The organism is Sphingobacterium sp. UBA7038, from assembly GCF_002494055.1.
GTDB classification, from domain to species: domain Bacteria; phylum Bacteroidota; class Bacteroidia; order Sphingobacteriales; family Sphingobacteriaceae; genus Sphingobacterium; species Sphingobacterium multivorum.
This window is the reverse complement of record NZ_DLAV01000039.1, coordinates 256,262-274,345: the sequence shown is the minus strand read 5'-3', so window position 1 is coordinate 274,345 and position 18,084 is coordinate 256,262. Positions and strand designations below refer to the sequence as shown.

Genomic DNA, 18,084 nt, shown 5'->3' with positions numbered 1-18,084 from the left:
GCATTACCTGGATCAGGTATATAAAAGCGATTGTACAAGGAGGTACAATCGCTTTTATTGGGTATAATCTCAGCCGAGAATGACCATGGTCATTCCAAGCACCCCATAAGTATATTTTCTGTCGAATTGATTATTCTATATCAATCAATTTCAACGCTTTGTGCGTACGCGTACGCGTTTCTTTACAAAGTTGCGCATCATCGTTCAATGATTTCCCGTGTGAAGGGATCATTTCACGTAGTTTTTTACGGTATTCATCTGATTTGGCACGTTCAGGGAAACATCTCTTCAACAGGCTGATCATAATAGCCACTGACGTCGAAGCTCCAGGAGACGCTCCTAATAGCGCAGCAATAGAACCATCGGCACTCGAAACGACCTCTGTACCAAATTCTAAAATTCCACCTTTCTTTTCATCTTTCTTGATGACCTGAACACGTTGTCCTGCTTTCTCGATAACCCAATCCTCCAATTTAGCTGTAGGCATAAATTGTTTTAAAGACTCCAGTTTATCTTTTGGTGACTTCATGACTTCAGTAATAAGATACTTCGTCAACGGTAAGTTGTCAAGTCCGGCTGATAACATCGGACGGATATTGGACAATTTGATAGAAGCCGGTAAATCGAAGTAAGACCCCTGTTTTAAGAATTTAGTTGAGAAACCTGCATATGGTCCAAACAATAACGCTTGCTTGCCATCAATATAACGTGTATCTAAGTGCGGTACAGACATTGGAGGCGCACCGACAGAAGCTTTACCATACACCTTCGCATGGTGTGTATTAATGATCTCTTCATTCACACAACGCAGCCATTGGCCTCCCACCGGGAATCCGCCATAGCCTTTCGCTTCGGGTATTCCAGATTTTTCCAACAATAACAACGAGTGCCCACCGGCTCCAATAAATACAAATTTTGCCTTGATTTCTCGCTTTGTTCCTGTCTTTAAATCTTTGACTTCCACTTCCCAGCGACCGTCATCTTCACGTTGGATGTCAATTACTTCGTGGTTTAAGGAAATCGAAATATTTTCTTTATTTTCAAGATTAGCGATCAAATCACGTGTCAACGACCCAAAATTTACATCAGTACCCAGATCCATTTTTGTCGCAGCGATTTTTTCGTCTGCCGCACGTCCTTCCATCATCAATGGAATCCACGATTTCAACAATGCTGTATCTTCGGTATATTCCATCCCTTTGAACAAGTTTTGGGTCGTTAGTGTTTCCCATCTTGTCTTTAGAAATTTAGCGTCTTTTTCACCAAAAACCGCACTCATGTGTGGAATACTACGGATAAAATTTTCAGGTTGGGCAATAATGCCTTTATCAACGAGGTAGGACCAAAATTGCTTAGAGACTTCAAATTGCTCGGCAATTTTCACTGCTTTATCAATCTTGACAGAACCATCTTTCTGTTCGGGGGTATAATTTAACTCGCATAAAGCAGAGTGACCCGTGCCAGCATTATTCCATGCGTCAGAACTTTCAGCAGCCACAACATCCAAACGCTCAAGAATTTCAATATTAACGTCTGGGCTTAATTCATTGATTAGAGTACCCAAAGTAGCACTCATAATACCGGCGCCGATCAGAACAACGTCAACTTCTTTATTTGATTTTTTGCTCATGTTTTTGTGATTGATGCAAATTTAATATAGTTTTTGGTAAACGTCCAAGTCTTTTGTCAAAAAACTGTACTTTTTAGAACCACTTATTCAAAAATACCATTGATTTATTAAAATAATCCTAAGTGAGCAATCGCTTACCGCAAAATTCTAAAAATGTTACCTTAAAACACTCCCCCACTCCAAGATAAACACCGGGTCAGCACACAATGTTTTTCTATTTTAAACCGTTATTTATCGAAAGATTTTGTGTTATAATATAGTTTTAACATTTTTGCAGAACGTCGATAGGCAATAGTGTACACGATGGCTAAAAAATAAGATCATTTATTCGCTCATACTATAGCATCGAGAAAAACACAAACACTGTGGCATAACCAAGATAAACCTAATGGAAGCGAGTTCATGTATCGTGTTGAATTCCAAGATCAGACGGGCTGTGAGCGAAAGAAAGCACGAGGAAAATGGTCATAAATGCCATAGTGTAATTAATTGAAGAACAAATAACTTATACAGATGAAAATACTTGAAGGAAAAATTGCTTTAGTAACAGGAGCATCAAAAGGAATCGGAAGGAAAATTGCAGAAGTCTTTGCACAACATGGTGCTAACGTCGCTTTTACGTATCTTTCTTCTGTCGAAAAAGGACAGGCGTTGGAGCAGGAGCTTCAGGCTTTTGGCACCAAAGTGATTGGTTATCGCTCTGACGCTTCAAAATTTGAAGAAGCAGAACAATTGATCAATGCGATCGTCGCTGATTTTGGCGGATTAGATATTGTTGTAAATAATGCTGGTATCACAAAAGACGGCCTGTTAATGCGTATGACCGAAGAGAATTGGGATGATGTATTAAATGTCAACTTAAAATCTGTCTTTAACGTTACAAAAGCTGCTTCAAAAATTATGATGAAAAACCGTAAAGGTTCATTTATCAATATGTCATCCGTTGTTGGCGTTCAAGGAAATGCTGGTCAGGCAAATTATGCTGCATCAAAAGCTGGTATCATTGGGTTCACAAAATCGGTCGCTAAAGAATTAGGTTCTCGTAATATCCGTGCAAACGTAGTTGCTCCAGGCTTTATACGTACCGAAATGACAGATGTACTGGATCCTAAAGTTGTGGCAGGATGGGAAGCTGGAATTCCATTGAAACGTGCTGGCCAACCAGAAGATGTTGCCAATGCATGTCTTTATTTAGCATCTGACTTATCGGCATACGTAACCGGACAGGTTCTTCCTGTTGATGGTGGTATGTTATAAAAAATAACAGGCTTAGGTCAAGTTTTCTTACCTTGACCTAAGCCTGTTCTCTAGTTATGTTTTACGACGATCCCGATCTATCTACCCCTCTAATCCGGTTATACTGGACAAAGACACTATACTGCTCCTTCTGTTTACAGAATTTTCTGTCTCCACATACCTGTATTATTAATAATACCAAACATCTTCAATAGGCTTCTGATAAGAAGGAATCTATAGATCGCCTTCAATATTTACAAATTTTCGTTAATTTTGTCGATCAAATTTAAATGCTATGGCGAACTGGAAGGATTTTTTTGAAATTAAAACCGAGGATGATTTTAATCAGCATTGTTTAGATACCTACCAATTCCAGAGCCAGCATTGTAAGGTTTATCGTGACTATATCAGCCTCCTCGGCAGAGAAAAAGACCTTATTCAGCACTATACGGATATTCCTTTTATGCCTATTGAATTTTTTAAGACGCAACAGGTTATTGCTGAAGGAATGGAGGCTGAAATCGTATTCTCGAGTTCGGGTACAACGGGTATGGTCACCTCAAAACATTTAGTCGCTGACCTCCGTATTTACGAACGCACTTTCCGTCGTATTTTTGAAGACTTCTATGGGCCACTGAGCCATATTGCCATACTGGCCCTTCTACCCTCATACCTTGAAAGAAGCGGTTCATCTTTAATCTACATGATTGATGATCTCATGAAGCAAAGTGAGCAGCCTGAAAGCAATTATTTTCTCTATAACCACCAAGAGCTTTACGATACACTTGTGGCGCTCAAAAATAAAGGCACAAAAACAATCCTTTTCGGCGTAACGTACGCCCTACTCGACTTCATTGAACAATACGCCTTTGAATTTCCTGAACTGATTATTATGGAAACTGGCGGAATGAAAGGTAAGCGCAAGGAAATGGTCAAACAGGAAATCCATAAACTCCTGGAAGAAGCCTTTTCCGTCCATGGAATCCATTCGGAATATGGCATGACAGAATTACTCTCACAAGGTTATTCTTCAGGTCAGGGAATTTTCCATCTTCCCAAATGGATGAAAATCTTGATTCGCGACACCAATGATCCATTGAGCCTAATTCCCATGAATAAAACTGGTGGTATCAACGTTATCGACCTTGCGAATCGTTACTCGTGTTCATTTATAGCCACGCAGGATTTGGGTAAAGTATATCCAGATGGATCTTTTGAAATATTAGGACGTTTTGACCAAAGTGATATCAGGGGATGTAATTTGTTGGTTCAATAATGATCCAACATGATTCAGCACGGGTTTTGTGATGATCCTTTATATTCCCAAATAAATGAAAGCGTAGGTGGTGAAACACATAGGGCAATTAAATTAAAACACCTGTTCATGATGTGTGAACAGGTGTTTTTTCATTCGAAGTATGATCTTTATTTCAGACTCGGATCTTCAAAGGTGTTGCCCGATCGCATATCCCCCGAATCATATCCCTTTTTAAACCATTCCATACGTTGAGCGGACGTACCATGCGTAAATGATTCAGGAACAGCATAGCCCTGTGCCTCTGTCTGTAATTTATCATCTCCCACTGCTTCGGCAGCTTTCATACCGTCCATAATATCATTATAATCGATTTTTATATCGGTATATTCATTGAGATAATGCGCCCATACTCCAGCATAAAAATCAGCTTGCAGTTCGGTCATCACAGAGATCCGGTTATTTTCGCGTTCACTCATTTGCCCACGGGCCTGATTGGTCTTTGGTAATAAACCCACCAACTGTTGGATATGGTGTCCAACCTCATGGGCAATTACATACGCCATGGCGAACTCTCCCTTCGCCCCGAATTTATCCGACAGTTCTTTACTAAAGCTCAGATCCAGGTAAATCTTTTGATCGCCAGGACAATAAAAAGGTCCGTAAGAGGCCTGTCCCATGCCACAACCATCCGTTTGTGTACCACCATCATAAAAAACAAGGGTAGTAGGCGTATAACTCTTCTGCATCTGCTCTTTAAACAGCTTTGCCCAAACATCCTCTGTACTTTGGAGTACAGTCAAGGAGAATTCGGTTAGCCTTTTTTCTTCAGGATTTAACTCACGTGGCTGCCCGGACTGTTCGGTTTGCGCCCCCATATTTTGAGCCTGCTGTAAGAGTTGACTCGGATCTCCACCCATCAAAAATCCAATGACCAAAACAATAATTCCACCAATTCCTCCTAAAGCAATTTTTCCTCCCCCCGACATTCCTCTGCGGTCTTCAAAATTACCACTTTGTTTACCTCCTTGCCATTTCATAGTATTTCTATATTACAGTTAATAATCTTTTCTAATGTTGGATAAACACAAATTCGGTACCAATGTTCTACATGAAGTAGATTTATTTGAAGAAAAAACTCATGCTACAATTTACATTATAGCTCGCTCATATCATAAATTTACCAGTAAGAAAAGATAGTCATTAGCAAAAACAATGCTTTAAAGGGACAAAAACAGGAGTTATTTCTCTAAGTCGTGATATTCGTCATTGTACATCAAAACAAATTTGGCTAAGTTTGGGCTTTCAAAAAAATTGACATGAAATTAGAAGAACAATTACAAGCGAGAGCTGGCGGAAAATGTGAGCTGACAGGCGAAGATGCCACTTTAATTGCTTATACATTACCACCGGAAATAACATCAAATTTGGACAATACTTTACTGATTTCAGAAACATTGGTCAATCAGCTCAACAAAACGGAGCAATTAAATCCGGACGATTGGAAATTCCTTCCAAATGCAATGTGGTCCGAGAACCCATCGGTACAAATTGTATGCTGGCGTATGTTAAACCGACTAAAAAATGAAGGTTGGGCGTCTGAAGCATTGGATATTCTCTATTTAGACGATGAGACACTAGCTGAAGCTAAGAAAACTGGAGACCATGAAAATGACGGCTATGTTTCATTTCATGAAGATAGCATCGGGCAACGACTATTGGAGGGCGACACTGTTGTTCTGACAAAAACGCTTGATGTGAAAGGCTCCTCTTTAAAAGCGACTTTAGGTACCGTGGTTAAGAATATTCGACTTGTAGCAGACAATATCGAACAAATTGAAGGAAAGATTGAAGGTCAAACCATCGTGATTCTGACCAAATATCTCCGTAAACAAAATTAAAATAGACTTTTCGTCTAAATAATTAAGGCTTAAACTGGGGAACTCCTGTTTAAGCCTTAATTATTTAAATAGATACTAGTTGCCACTATTGCGGATAATTCCGCACAAATTCGAAACGATAGTTTGGATGTTGTTTGAGACTATCGATCAAGTCCGATAATAGCCGCTGCCCTTTTTTCGTTTGGTACATATTGTCATGTGTCAAGAGCACAACATTGTTCTTTGTATAAGACGTACCTTTGCGGAGTAAATTCTTCATTTGGGTATACAATTGATTCACCGATAGGTCCGGTTTCCCTGTAACACCATTAATCTTCCACTCACAATCCCAACCAATTACTTTATAACCATTTTGGTGTAGTAGCTCGGCCGTCGAAGCCCCACTTTTCAAATCAACCTTTTTGCGGTCTCCGATATACCAGATATTTCGTCCCGGCAGCCGCACTATCTTATGTGTTAAGCCCAGCGATTGCTCAGCAAGTTCAAAATCTTCAAAGGCCGTCTGCGCATTCGAATAGAACGTACTGTACTTATTATGTGCATGCCAGTAACTGTGGTTGTAACAATCTACTAATGGATTATTTTTATAACGTTCTGTAAAGCCGTGTAACTTCTTACTCATCTTGTCATGATTACCAATCAGAAAAGCATTGATTTTAATGCCTTTTGCTGTCGCAATGGAATCAAGGTGCTGACTTCCATTTAAGGGTCCATCGTCAAAAGTGAGATAAATGTATCGTGGAGAAACAGTATCAGTCAACAATACCGTTGTATCTTTAGCTCCTTTGTAGTCCACATCTTCTTCCATTTTTGTAATGGTGTCTTTCCGTAGCGAATCTACTTTACTTATTGAATCCTGCACGGCAAGTAAACTATCCTTTTTTGGTGGCATAGAGTCAACAGCCCCCACATTTTGCACCTTATTTGTCCCACTTTGATTGCAGGAGTAAAATCCCAAAATAGATATACTTAACCCTACCCATACAACACCCGAATTAACTACTTTTCTCATTACAAAAATTAACTTACCATCACAATTATTTCACAAATACTCAAAATCATCTAAAATAAGCTGATTTCAGTCCCGTGTTGCGCAAAATTAATATATTTTTCATTAATAAAGCTGTTATGTTATTTAATTTATTGTGCATGGCACTCAAAGCGTCATGATTTCGCATGCCTCCAGCGCTACGAAAGCAGACCAGCTGTTATTTCCGGCCAAAAAAAAGGAACCTATGTTGATATAGATTCCTTTTTTATTCTGTTATTCAGCTACTCAATTAATCCCGATGTCTTCCGCCACGACCGTTACCTCGCCCGTGTCCATGTCCCTGATCATTGCCACGCCCGTGACCACCTTCGCGACCTCGTCCATAACCGCGGTCGTTTCCTCTATCGTATCCCCGACGCTCACCCCATGAATGTTCGCGGCTTACCCGACGCTCGCTTGCAAATGAATATCCACCACCATGATGACTGTCTCGAATGGCGACCTGCCTTCCCCGATAACCGCCATAACGGCTTCTGTAGCGATCGTGATGATGCCAAGGTGTGCGATCGTTGATTACTACTTTATGCACCCGATAAAAATCGTAATGTCTATATCGTCTCGGTAAACTTGCTCTTCTTATCCAGCCGCCGTTATCATAATAAACGTAACATCTCGCGGGTACATCGTAATACATATTGTATTCTGGCATATAATAATAACGCGCGTAATCATAACCCGCTGGCCCCCAACTAGGCTGACTTCCAATATTGACACTGATACTCACTTGCGCCTGTGCGGCTCCCGCCGTAAAAAGGCCTGCAATGATCGCCGCCGCATAAAACAATTTTTTCATAAGTAGCTCCTCCCTTAGTTTGTAATTTCTTCTTTACAATACGACAACAAACAGTATGCAAAAGATTAATGTTCAAATGTTAATTTTTGTTAACGCAACAATAAAAACCTCATTTTGAACAGGTTGAAAATAGTGTAATTCACAAAATACCCCAAACCTTTTTGAAGGATCCGTTGTTCAGATTGATAGGACTTTAATGAATAATTACCATGAGTATATATAACGTAGGCATATTTGTCGGCAGCTTGAGAAAGGAATCTTTCAATAAAAAGATCGCACAGTTTATCCTCGACCAGGAGGAATCGAAATTTAGCTATCGCATGATTGATATCGGCGATCTCCCCTTATATAATCAGGATTTTGACGATGCTGGTAACCCACCGGCTAGCTATACCCGTTTCCGTCAAGAGGTCGCGTCCTTGGATGCTGTGCTTTTTGTTACCGCAGAGTATAACCGTTCGATTCCGGCGGTATTAAAGAATGCGATTGACGTGGGTTCGAGACCCTATGGAAAAAATAAATGGGATGGTAAACCTGGCGCAATAATTTCCTCATCAACGGGAGTTTATGGGGGCTTTGGGGCCAACCATCATTTGCGTCAATCACTTGTCTTCGTCAATATCCCAACGATGCAGCAACCTGAAGCTTATCTGGGCGATATCGGCAGCTGTATCGGTCCAAGTGGAACAGTGGAATTAGCAAAAACCAAAGATTTTCTCCGCAGCTTTAAAACAGCATTTGAGCAATGGGCTGAGCGAATCATTCATACAAAAAGGCAGAATTAAGTTCTGCCCTTTTGTATGAATGATCAAATTAAACTAGTCTTGTTCATCACTGAGGTCATAGTTCCAATGCTGTAATTTTTCCTGTAAGATCCGCGATATCTTATTGAAATAGCGCTTTTGCTTATAGCCCATTACCCATTGTACCCCCTGTACAGCATTGGTACAGAAAATCTCATCTGCCCGTTTCATGATTTCGGGGCTTATCTGTGCTTCCACCACTTCTATACCTTCATCCTGTGCCATGTCCATGACTACCCGACGCATCACCCCTTCAATACATCCTTCGGATAATGCTGGTGTATAAAGCACCTTTTCATAATAGACAAAGATATTTGAAATTAAGGATTCACATAGGTAACCTTCCTGATTTAGAATTAACACATCATCAAAAGCCATTTTCTTTTTATAGATGCCAGCTAACACATAAATCTGCGCATTTAAAGATTTAATCTTTGAAAGATCGCTATAAGGTTTTTTGAATTCATTGTACAGCCCTACAATCAAACCGACCTTCTTATCGCGAAGATTAGGTTCTATGCGCTGCACCTGCAAAACAAAACCAGGTTTATTACTCGTCGGACTATACAATCCGCCACCAGATCTAAATACGATCAACCGGATACGAACCTGCTGTCCCAACATATTGTTTTTACGGATTAATTCTTCGGATCTCGAACGAATAAAAAATGCATCGAAAAGGTTTGCATCATCCAAATGAATCAACTCCATTCCTTTTTGTAAACGCTCGACATGAAAATTTAGAAAGCGGATATCACCATCCTTATACAACATCGTTTCGAACAGTCCGTCCCCATAACGAAAACCTCTATTCTCAATGCTAAATATTTCCTGATCTTCCGGCACTACATTGCCATTGAAATTGATATAGTTTGTTGGCATCTTAATTTTGTTCTAAATTTTAATCATGTTCTATAGCCATTGAATTTGCCGCATATCCGCGCCACTTTTCTAAAGCTAAACGAAAATCTTCCGGATATGGTACCTCAAAATACATATTTTCTTTTGTAGAAGGATGAATAAATCCCAATACTTGAGCATGAAGTGCTTGTCGCGGCAGCAATGAAAAACAGTTATCCACAAACTGCTTGTACTTTGAAAACACGGTACCTTTTAAAATCTTATCGCCACCATACATGGCATCATTAAATAGCGGATGACCAATAGATTGCATATGCGTACGAATTTGATGTGTACGTCCCGTTTCTAATTGACATTCTATTAGGGTAACATAGCCCAGTCGCTCCAAAACTCGGTAATGTGTCACTGACCAACGCCCCTTGTCTTCACTATCATACATCGCCATGATACGTCTGTCTTTTAGATGACGTCCAATATAACCTGTGATTGTTCCGTCCTCTTTTAAATCTCCCCAAACTAATGCAATATATTTACGGGTAATGCTGTGATCGAAAAACTGCTTTGCCAAAAAGGCCATTGATTTTTCATTTTTAGCAATGACCAATAATCCGGAGGTGTCTTTATCGATTCGATGCACTAAACCCGGGCGATCGGAGTTTCCAGGTAGCTGTGGCAGCTGCTGTATATGATACGTTAATGCATTGACCAAGGTTCCTGTATAATTATTATATCCTGGATGCACGACCATTCCCGCCTCCTTATTCACGATCAACACATCGTCATCCTCGTATTTGATATCTAATGGAATGTTTTCAGGATAAACTTCGTTATCCCGTGGCGGATCAGGTAGCACCAATGTAATCACATCATCAGGTCTAACCTTATAGCTCGCCTTGATCTCCTTACCGTTAACCATGACAGAACCAGCTTCAATAGCATGCTGAATTTTGCTCCGCGTAGCATTTTCCACCCTGTTCATCAGATATTTATCAATGCGGAGTAATGCTTGCCCCTTATCCACCTCAATACGTAGATGCTCAAATAATTCCTGTTCTTCCTGATCTTGCGATCCAATTTGTTCTGTCATGCTACAAAAATAAACCAAATGAAACAATTTTCGTTAAATTTGTTTTCATTTAATGTTATGTTGCCGTTCAAAATCCATAGTCCCGAAACTGAATTGTGCCTTCCGGCCTGGGAGAAGAAGCATATTAAAGTAACGCTTAAGCGGGATGACCTCATACATCCGTTTATTTCGGGCAATAAGTGGCGAAAATTAAAATATAATCTGGAAGAAGCAGTGCAGCTAGGGAAAAGCCATCTGGTTACATTTGGCGGGGCATGGAGCAACCATCTTTTGGCTACTGCTTGCGCCGGCGCTACCTTCAAGTTTAAAACAACTGCTTTTGTTAGAGGTGAAGAAGGGGTTAACAACCCTGTTTTAACGATGTGTCGTCTTTTTGGGATGCAGCTTATTTACGTCGACCGCGAATCTTACCGAAATAAAGAAAATTTATACGAGCGTTATTTTGGTCAGGATCCGACGACATTCTATATACATGAAGGCGGTTACGGTATGCTCGGAGCGAAAGGTTGCGCCGAAATCGTTGACGAACTCCAACATGAATATCAGCATATTTTTACAGCCTGTGGTACAGGAACAACATTAGCGGGAATAGGCAATGCTGTCGAAAAACGAGATCTATTTACCCATGTACATGGCGTTCCTGTTTTAAAAAATGGTGGCTTTATTCAAACGGAAGTCGATCAACTTTACCCCAACATCCCCCCGCCTATTTTACACCTTGATTATCATTTTGGTGGTTATGCCAAATCCAACGCCGACTTGCTCGCCTTCGTTCAACATTTTATAGCATCCACAGGAATAATGATTGAACCTACTTATACCGGCAAATTGCTCTATGCCGTGGATGACCTGATCAAAAAGGACTACTTTACCCCCGCCGATCAGGTACTCGTAATACATACCGGCGGACTTACAGGTCTACTTGGCATGTACGAACGTTTTAATTTTCTTGATCTACATCAATAAATAAAGCAGAACACCCCACAGAGACATTTGATTGACATTTATTCAGCAATTATATTGTAAGTTTGACCCGATTTAAAAATAAATCAAATCGAAAACATGCGAAAACCATGATTTTCCAAAGGTAACAGCGAGGCCAGTATGGGGTATTTTTAACCCTATGCAGCACCTCATAAATTAATGATATAAAGATGAAAATATTAGCATTTGCAGGCACAAGCAACAAAAACTCAATCAACAAAACATTTGTCACAAGTACTTCAAAATACTACAAGGAAGCCGACGATACCATCGAATTGCTAGACTTAAACCATTTTGAAATGCCGATCTATTCTTACGACAAAGAAGTCGAGTTGGGCATTCCACAATTAGCGCATGACTTTGCAGCTAAAATGGATGCCGCAGATTTCCTGTTGATTTCTTTGGCCGAACATAATGGATCCTATACCACAGCTTACAAAAATATCGTTGACTGGGTTTCACGGATTCCTAACCGTAAATTATTCAACGGCAAACCTGTTTTCTTATTGGCTACTGCCCCTGGTCCAATGGGAGGTGCCACAGTTTTGAACACTGCTGTCAATCGAATCACTTGGGACGGTGCCGATATATTAGATTCCTTTTCTCTTCCCGAATTCCACAAAAACTTTGAAGAAGGTAAAGGTATTATCGACCCGACTTTAAGAAGTCAATTAGAAGCTAAAGTACGTAAAACAAAACGTGCACTTGCCGAAAAATTATCCGTTCAGGGTTAACAAAAGATTAACAAATAATCATTGTAAAAACCTCTTTTAATATGTAAATTGAAAACCTATTAAAAGAGGTTTTTTGATATGGCAAAAAAAATATTACTACTTGTAGGAGACTTTGTAGAAGACTACGAAGCAATGGTTCCATTTCAAGCAATGGGTTCTATAGGGATAACGGTAGATGCAATTGCTCCAGACCGCAAAAGCGGGGATGTAGTTCCCACAGCAGTACATGATTTCACTGGTGATCAGACCTACAAAGAATTGCGCGGGCATAATTTCGCAATCAATAAAGATTTCGACCAGGTAAATGTTGAAGACTATGACGGTCTATATATTGCTGGCGGACGATCGGCAGAATATATTCGACTCAACAAACGTGTTTTGGAGATTACGAAACACTTCTTTGAGCACAACAAACCTGTGGCGGCAATATGTCATGGTATCCAGGTGTTAACAGCTGCAAAAGTACTCGCAGGTCGTACATTGACAGCCTATGTTGCTGTAGGTCCAGACATTGAATTAGCAGGCGGCACATGGAAAAATATTCCTGCAGATCAAGCGGTCGTAGACGGAAATTTGGTCACCTCTCCTGCTTGGCCAGGACATCAGGCAATTTTAAAAGAGTTTTATAAGTTATTAGGTATTACTATTACAATTTAAGTGTTTTTTAATGAAGAAGAATAAAAGGTTATGGCTTTTGGTCATACCGATTTTAGTGCTGCTGGGTTTTATTTTAAAAGATAGCTTCAATCAGAAAAGTATTGAAGGTTTACCGGGAGGTTTTAAGGAAGTCGCTTTCGTCAGAAATGAACAAAATAAAGGCGGTATCATACGCATCTATGCCGTTACAGTAGGTGACCTGTTGAACGCAGATTATACAGGCTGTCTTGACTTGATGCCTGTCAATGATTACGGAAGCACAACAACGGTGTATTTCTTCGATCGAAGTGCACCTTATCCAACAAGCTTATCAATTGACACACCCCATTTTGACACGACGAAATACAAAGCTATTCAAATTTCCAAAAAGTACGGAAAGAAGAAATAGACGAAATCAAACATAATGACATGTCCCTCAAAGTCTGCTAGACTTTGGGGGATTTTTTTTTGCCACGCTATGCTCTACCTTGTAGCGGTTATTTCTAGGGAAGAAGAATGATGGCAAAAATGCACCTTAAAACGACGCTCGAAATACATCAACAAAAAATAACTTAATAATTCTTTAACACAAAAAAGTTCGATTATCCCCTGCAGAGCTATAGTTTTGCTTTTTAAATTTACGTATATTTAGCTATGGCGAAAAAATTTATTCCTAGAGACGTTAGTTGGTTGAGCTTTAATGGCAGAGTACTTCAGGAAGCTGCGGATGAGACTGTCCCTTTACCCTTAAGAATCAAATTTTTAGGTATATTTTCCAATAACCTCGATGAATTTTTCCGCGTGCGTGTTGCAGGTCTAAAACGGGCTATAGACCTCAAAGATAAAAGTGCCAATCAATCCTTCTATGAAGATCCTCAGCTTATCCTAGAAGAGCTCAATATCCGGGTCATCAAGCAGCAAAAGAAATTTGACAGTACCTGGAATCGTATCCAAAAAGATATGGCCAAACAAAATGTCTATATTAAGACCAGTGAGGAACTCAACCCCGAACAACAGAAGTTTGTGAGTGACTATTATCAGGATGACGTAGAATCGAACGTCATTCCGCTGATATTGGACGATGTGCGGCCTATGCCTTATATTCGGGATAAGAGCCTTTATTTGGGCATTGCTATGGGAAAACAGGAATGGCAGTACGAAACCAAATTTGCACTCATCGAAATCCCGACCAGTCAAAATGGACGCTTCGTCCAGTTGCCATCGCCAAAAGATGAAAAACACATCATACTTTTGGAGGATGTGATCAAGTTTAATCTTCCTCTGATATTCTCCTATTTCGGTTTTGATGTATTCAATGCACATGTATTTAAAGTCACAAAAGACGCCGAATTTGACATTGACAATGACATCAACACGACGCTGGTCGAAAAGATAAGCAAAGGGGTAAAAAACAGAAGAAAAGGTAAACCTACCCGATTTATTTTTGATCAAGAGATGGACCATAAATTGGTAGAATTCCTGATCAAGAAACTTAACCTTTCAAAAAAAGACAGCATCATTCCAGGACAAAAAATACACAACTTCAAACACTTCATGGATTTTCCCAATGTGTTTAAATCCTATAATCAGCCCTTGGAACGGACGTCCTTTCCACACCCCTATTTCAAGAACTACGAACGTGTAACGGATACTGTATTGAAAAAAGATGTGCTGCTCTCCTTCCCCTATCATGAGTTTAGACCGATCATTGATCTACTTCGTGAAGCAGCGATGGATCCAGATGTGAAAACCATCCAGATTACGGCATACCGCTTAGCCTCGAATTCAAAAATTGCAAATGCCCTGATTAACGCGGCCCGCAACGGAAAGGAAGTCACCGTGATGCTTGAACTTCGGGCAAGATTTGATGAAGAAAACAATTTGGACTGGAAAGAGAAACTTGAACTGGAAGGCATCAAGGTATTGACCGGTATCCCAAATAAAAAGGTCCATGCAAAACTATGCGTCATCAAAAAACGTATTGGAATGAAAACGATCCAGTATGGTTTTGTCAGCACAGGAAATATCAATGAAAAAACGGCTAAATTATACGGAGATTACTGCCTATTAACGAGTAATAGGGATGTTATTGCCGATATAAATAAGGTTTTCAATTACCTGAGACGTCCTAAGTCAAATCCGGCTGAAATTATCAAAAATTGCAAAAGTCTGTTGATATGCCCAACGGATATGCGCAGGGAACTTCTACACTACATCGATCAGGAGATTACCGAAGCCAAGGCTGGTCGAAAAGCATATATTATTGTCAAGGTAAACTCACTGAGCGATAAAGAAATGATTAAAAAGCTCTATGATGCCGCAACAGCTGGTGTCAAAATAGACCTTATCATCCGGGGAATCTACTGTGCAACAAATCAAAAAACCTTTAAATTGCAAATGAATGCCATTTCAATCGTCGATGAGTATTTGGAACATGCACGTGTGATGTATTTCTACAACGCTGGCCGAGAGCAGCTATTTATTTCCTCGGCAGATTGGATGACAAGAAACTTGGATCATCGCATCGAAGCAGCGGTCAAAATAACAAGTAAAAAAATCAAGGAAGATTTAAAAGAAATGCTTCAGATCCAGCTCAATGATAATGTCAAGGCCCGTATACTCAACAATTCACTGAGCAATCATTACGTTGAGAATAAAAAGGCGCCATGCCGTTCGCAGATTGAAATATACAATTATCTGAGAAAAAAATTAGCGGATCATTAGTGGGCTGTTGATCAATACGAGCACAAATTGGTCAATAAGCTGAATTCAAGATCATTCTTGTCATTACGAACGAGAATAACGTTTTATATTATATTAATTAAGACACAAGTTGTATCTTCATTCCATGAAATTTAACTTGTGTCTTATATTTGCCTTAAGCCTTTCCACGCTTTCTCTCAGTGCGCAGGAAAAGACCATGCCTTCAGATTTTGTATACGTCAAGGACATTATTCCAACAATAAGTTTAGAAATGCGTTATTTTGGTAGCCACAACTTCACCGGAAGGCCAATTCAAGGTTATGAAAAACCAGTCGCTATTTTAACGAAGCGCGCAGCGCTAGCACTGCAACAGGTCGAGAACCATTTAAATAAAAAAGGTCTTGGCCTGAAAATATTCGATGCCTACCGTCCGCAACGTGCTGTTGACAACTTTAAAACATGGTCCTTAAACACCAATGATACTATCGCAAAAAGGGAATTCTACCCGCTTATCAATAAGAAGAACTTGTTCAATCTAGGCTTTATTGCCTCCAAATCAGGCCACAGCCGTGGCAGTACAGTCGATCTAACGCTCATTAGCTTAAAAGATCATAAGGAGATTGATATGGGTGGACCTTTTGATTTTTTCGGCGCAGTCTCCCATCATCACTATGCGCATCTGACCGTCCAACAGAAAGAAAACCGGAAGATTTTAAAAGAAGCGATGGCTAAATTTGGCTTCAAAGCTTATGATAAGGAATGGTGGCATTACACTTTGCAAGATGAACCCTATCGTAAAACCTATTTTGATTTTATCGTAAAATAAACATGTCTGTAAAGGAAACTCCCATCAAAAACAAGGGTTTTTATGTCTTTCATTTTAAGGGCAACAAATCGAAACCTGTCTTTAGTTCCGAGCAGCAGCAGATTTTAACAAAAGGTGACCTCTATTCGCTCTGTTTAATAAAAAAAGGTGAGACTTCCTTCATGATTAATAATGAACGGGTACAAGTTGCGCAAAATCACCTATTGTTAACCAATCCATCCTCCCGAGTGAATGGCTCTTCGGTCGTCAAATCTTGGGATTGTGAGGTATATTTGATTTTCTTTACGCTGGATTTTAGCTTCAAACTGGATTTTCAAGAAGATTTCTTCGAGGTCACCAAAAAATCTCTTGCCTTAAGTGACAGTTACATCTGGTCGCTATCGAACCAAGATTCGATCAACTTATCTAACTTATTTAAACAGTTTATTCATTACGACCGACAAGACTCTAGCTACCTTTTCAAACATCAGATTATTAAGTCATTAACAGAAATATTATTTTGTGAAATAGCCCGTCTAGGAAGCCAAAATATGCGAAATACACCCGCTATTCCCTCCCGGAAAAGAGAGATTCTGGCCAATTTCCATTTGCTATTAAAAAAGTCGTTTCATAAAGAACACATGGTGCAATTTTATGCGATGGAACTCGGCATCACAGCGAAACATCTATCCGTAATTACCAAGGAACTAACTGGAAAATCAGCAATAGAACTTATTCAGAACGTTTTAGTGGAGGAAGCAAAATCATTACTTTGCCAGGGGCTTCCCATCGGAGAAATTGCAGTGAAATTACATTTCTCGGATCAATCTTTTTTTGGTAAATTCTTTAAGCGAAATGTTGGAATCTCGCCTAAAGAATTTCGTCAGAATCTCTACTTAAACAAAGTCGATTAAATCGAAGATGCTTGTAAATTGCTGGTCTGCAGCTCCAGTATCCTGCAATTTATCCTCGCCCCAAGTCTGCCCTTTCAACCATAAGGTTTGGCAGCCAACCGCTTTGGCAGGTACCATATCTTTACTATAGGAATCACCCACCACCAATACCTCTTGTGCAGGAAGTCCTATTTTAGTTACACCTAAGGCATAAATGGCAGGATCAGGTTTGCGCACACCGACGACAGCCGACTCCACAACTTCCTGAAAATAAGATAGAATCCCAAAATCATCAAGGACCGATTTTAAATTACCATAAAAATTGGAAACCATGACAATCGGATATTTTTCATGGAGTGAATTTAACAGTGGTTTTACCTCTTCAACCGTATTCTTCGCCAATGAATAACCGTCAAAGGCTATTCTATGCGCTAATGATCGGTCTAAGTCGTACCCTGCAGCAATAAGATAATCAAATTGCACATTGAGCTTTGCTTCAAGCACTTCCAAAAAATTAAACTGCGGTTTAATAATAGGTTGTAAAGCCATCTGACGTTCCGCGTAGGTATAGGCCTCCTGAAAAGCGTTCAAATTTACGGGAACCTGATATTTTTCATAACCCGACCAGATAACAGCTCCCCAGTGGCCGCCATTGGTGTCTAAGGTTCCACCATAATCAAAAATAATTCCTTTAATATTAAACTTATCCATG

At 39.8% G+C, this 18,084-nt stretch carries 18 protein-coding genes; 11 read left to right on the top strand and 7 right to left on the bottom strand.

The features are described from left to right. Window positions 1-130 precede the first annotated feature (130 nt). Window positions 131-1,630 carry a malate:quinone oxidoreductase gene (locus tag B3H30_RS22770; RefSeq protein WP_286834861.1) on the bottom strand — a complete coding sequence of 500 codons (1,500 nt, stop codon included), beginning with the start codon at window positions 1,628-1,630 and terminating at the stop codon, window positions 131-133. A gap of 513 nt (window positions 1,631-2,143) precedes the next feature. Here B3H30_RS22770 and fabG point away from each other — a divergent pair. Both fabG and B3H30_RS22760 read left to right on the top strand, forming a co-directional pair. After that, window positions 2,144-2,887: a 3-oxoacyl-[acyl-carrier-protein] reductase gene (gene fabG / locus B3H30_RS22765; protein ID WP_046675808.1), complete on the top strand. Its 744-nt coding sequence runs from the start codon at window positions 2,144-2,146 to the stop codon at window positions 2,885-2,887. Between the two features lie 274 nt (window positions 2,888-3,161). Continuing rightward, complete coding sequence (locus tag B3H30_RS22760; RefSeq protein WP_070569664.1) at window positions 3,162-4,142, top strand: acyl transferase; 981 nt, start codon at window positions 3,162-3,164, stop codon at window positions 4,140-4,142. Window positions 4,143-4,291: 149 nt separating this feature from the next. On the opposite strand, the gene ypfJ is transcribed toward B3H30_RS22760, so the two are convergent. After that, window positions 4,292-5,161: a KPN_02809 family neutral zinc metallopeptidase gene (gene ypfJ / locus B3H30_RS22755; protein WP_070569662.1), complete on the bottom strand. Its 870-nt coding sequence runs from the start codon at window positions 5,159-5,161 to the stop codon at window positions 4,292-4,294. A 279-nt stretch (window positions 5,162-5,440) separates the two neighbouring features. Between ypfJ and B3H30_RS22750 the strand changes: the two genes are divergently transcribed. Continuing rightward, entirely contained in the window at window positions 5,441-6,022 is a 582-nt protein-coding gene (locus tag B3H30_RS22750) for a PhnA domain-containing protein (RefSeq protein WP_046675805.1), read from the top strand. A gap of 85 nt (window positions 6,023-6,107) precedes the next feature. Here the strand turns inward: B3H30_RS22750 and B3H30_RS22745 are convergent, their stop codons facing one another. Further along, entirely contained in the window at window positions 6,108-7,034 is a 927-nt protein-coding gene (locus B3H30_RS22745) for a polysaccharide deacetylase family protein (RefSeq protein ID WP_070569659.1), read from the bottom strand. Between the two features lie 268 nt (window positions 7,035-7,302). Beyond that, window positions 7,303-7,866 (bottom strand): hypothetical protein, encoded by a 564-nt coding sequence (locus tag B3H30_RS22740; protein WP_070569657.1) that lies wholly within the window; start codon window positions 7,864-7,866, stop codon window positions 7,303-7,305. A gap of 209 nt (window positions 7,867-8,075) precedes the next feature. On the opposite strand from B3H30_RS22740, the gene B3H30_RS22735 reads away from it, so the two are divergent. After that, complete coding sequence (locus B3H30_RS22735) at window positions 8,076-8,651, top strand: NADPH-dependent FMN reductase (RefSeq protein ID WP_070569655.1); 576 nt, start codon at window positions 8,076-8,078, stop codon at window positions 8,649-8,651. A gap of 33 nt (window positions 8,652-8,684) precedes the next feature. On the opposite strand, the gene B3H30_RS22730 is transcribed toward B3H30_RS22735, so the two are convergent. Further along, window positions 8,685-9,551: an aminotransferase class IV gene (locus B3H30_RS22730; protein WP_046675801.1), complete on the bottom strand. Its 867-nt coding sequence runs from the start codon at window positions 9,549-9,551 to the stop codon at window positions 8,685-8,687. Window positions 9,552-9,570: 19 nt separating this feature from the next. Then, window positions 9,571-10,617 carry an RluA family pseudouridine synthase gene (locus B3H30_RS22725; RefSeq protein WP_046675800.1) on the bottom strand — a complete coding sequence of 349 codons (1,047 nt, stop codon included), beginning with the start codon at window positions 10,615-10,617 and terminating at the stop codon, window positions 9,571-9,573. Between the two features lie 18 nt (window positions 10,618-10,635). Between B3H30_RS22725 and B3H30_RS22720 the strand changes: the two genes are divergently transcribed. From B3H30_RS22720 to B3H30_RS22690, 7 genes are all read left to right on the top strand, one after another. Continuing rightward, complete coding sequence (locus B3H30_RS22720) at window positions 10,636-11,583, top strand: 1-aminocyclopropane-1-carboxylate deaminase/D-cysteine desulfhydrase (RefSeq protein ID WP_053003927.1); 948 nt, start codon at window positions 10,636-10,638, stop codon at window positions 11,581-11,583. A 188-nt stretch (window positions 11,584-11,771) separates the two neighbouring features. Next, window positions 11,772-12,335, top strand: a complete 564-nt coding sequence (locus tag B3H30_RS22715; protein WP_046675799.1) for an NADPH-dependent FMN reductase — start codon at window positions 11,772-11,774, stop codon at window positions 12,333-12,335. Window positions 12,336-12,413: 78 nt separating this feature from the next. After that, window positions 12,414-12,992, top strand: a complete 579-nt coding sequence (locus B3H30_RS22710; RefSeq protein WP_070569652.1) for a DJ-1/PfpI family protein — start codon at window positions 12,414-12,416, stop codon at window positions 12,990-12,992. A gap of 10 nt (window positions 12,993-13,002) precedes the next feature. Beyond that, window positions 13,003-13,380 carry a hypothetical protein gene (locus tag B3H30_RS22705; protein WP_070569650.1) on the top strand — a complete coding sequence of 126 codons (378 nt, stop codon included), beginning with the start codon at window positions 13,003-13,005 and terminating at the stop codon, window positions 13,378-13,380. 245 nt (window positions 13,381-13,625) lie between these two features. After that, entirely contained in the window at window positions 13,626-15,695 is a 2,070-nt protein-coding gene (gene ppk1 / locus B3H30_RS22700) for a polyphosphate kinase 1 (RefSeq protein ID WP_046675796.1), read from the top strand. Between the two features lie 124 nt (window positions 15,696-15,819). Continuing rightward, window positions 15,820-16,500 (top strand): M15 family metallopeptidase, encoded by a 681-nt coding sequence (locus tag B3H30_RS22695; RefSeq protein ID WP_201303506.1) that lies wholly within the window; start codon window positions 15,820-15,822, stop codon window positions 16,498-16,500. A gap of 2 nt (window positions 16,501-16,502) precedes the next feature. Continuing rightward, window positions 16,503-17,393: a helix-turn-helix domain-containing protein gene (locus B3H30_RS22690; RefSeq protein WP_070569648.1), complete on the top strand. Its 891-nt coding sequence runs from the start codon at window positions 16,503-16,505 to the stop codon at window positions 17,391-17,393. Here the strand turns inward: B3H30_RS22690 and B3H30_RS22685 are convergent. Continuing rightward, window positions 17,376-18,083, bottom strand: coding sequence for an HAD family hydrolase (locus B3H30_RS22685; protein WP_070569646.1), 708 nt, complete (start codon window positions 18,081-18,083; stop codon window positions 17,376-17,378). The two genes, B3H30_RS22690 and B3H30_RS22685, sit on opposite strands and share 18 nt — an antisense overlap. Window position 18,084 lies beyond the last annotated feature (1 nt).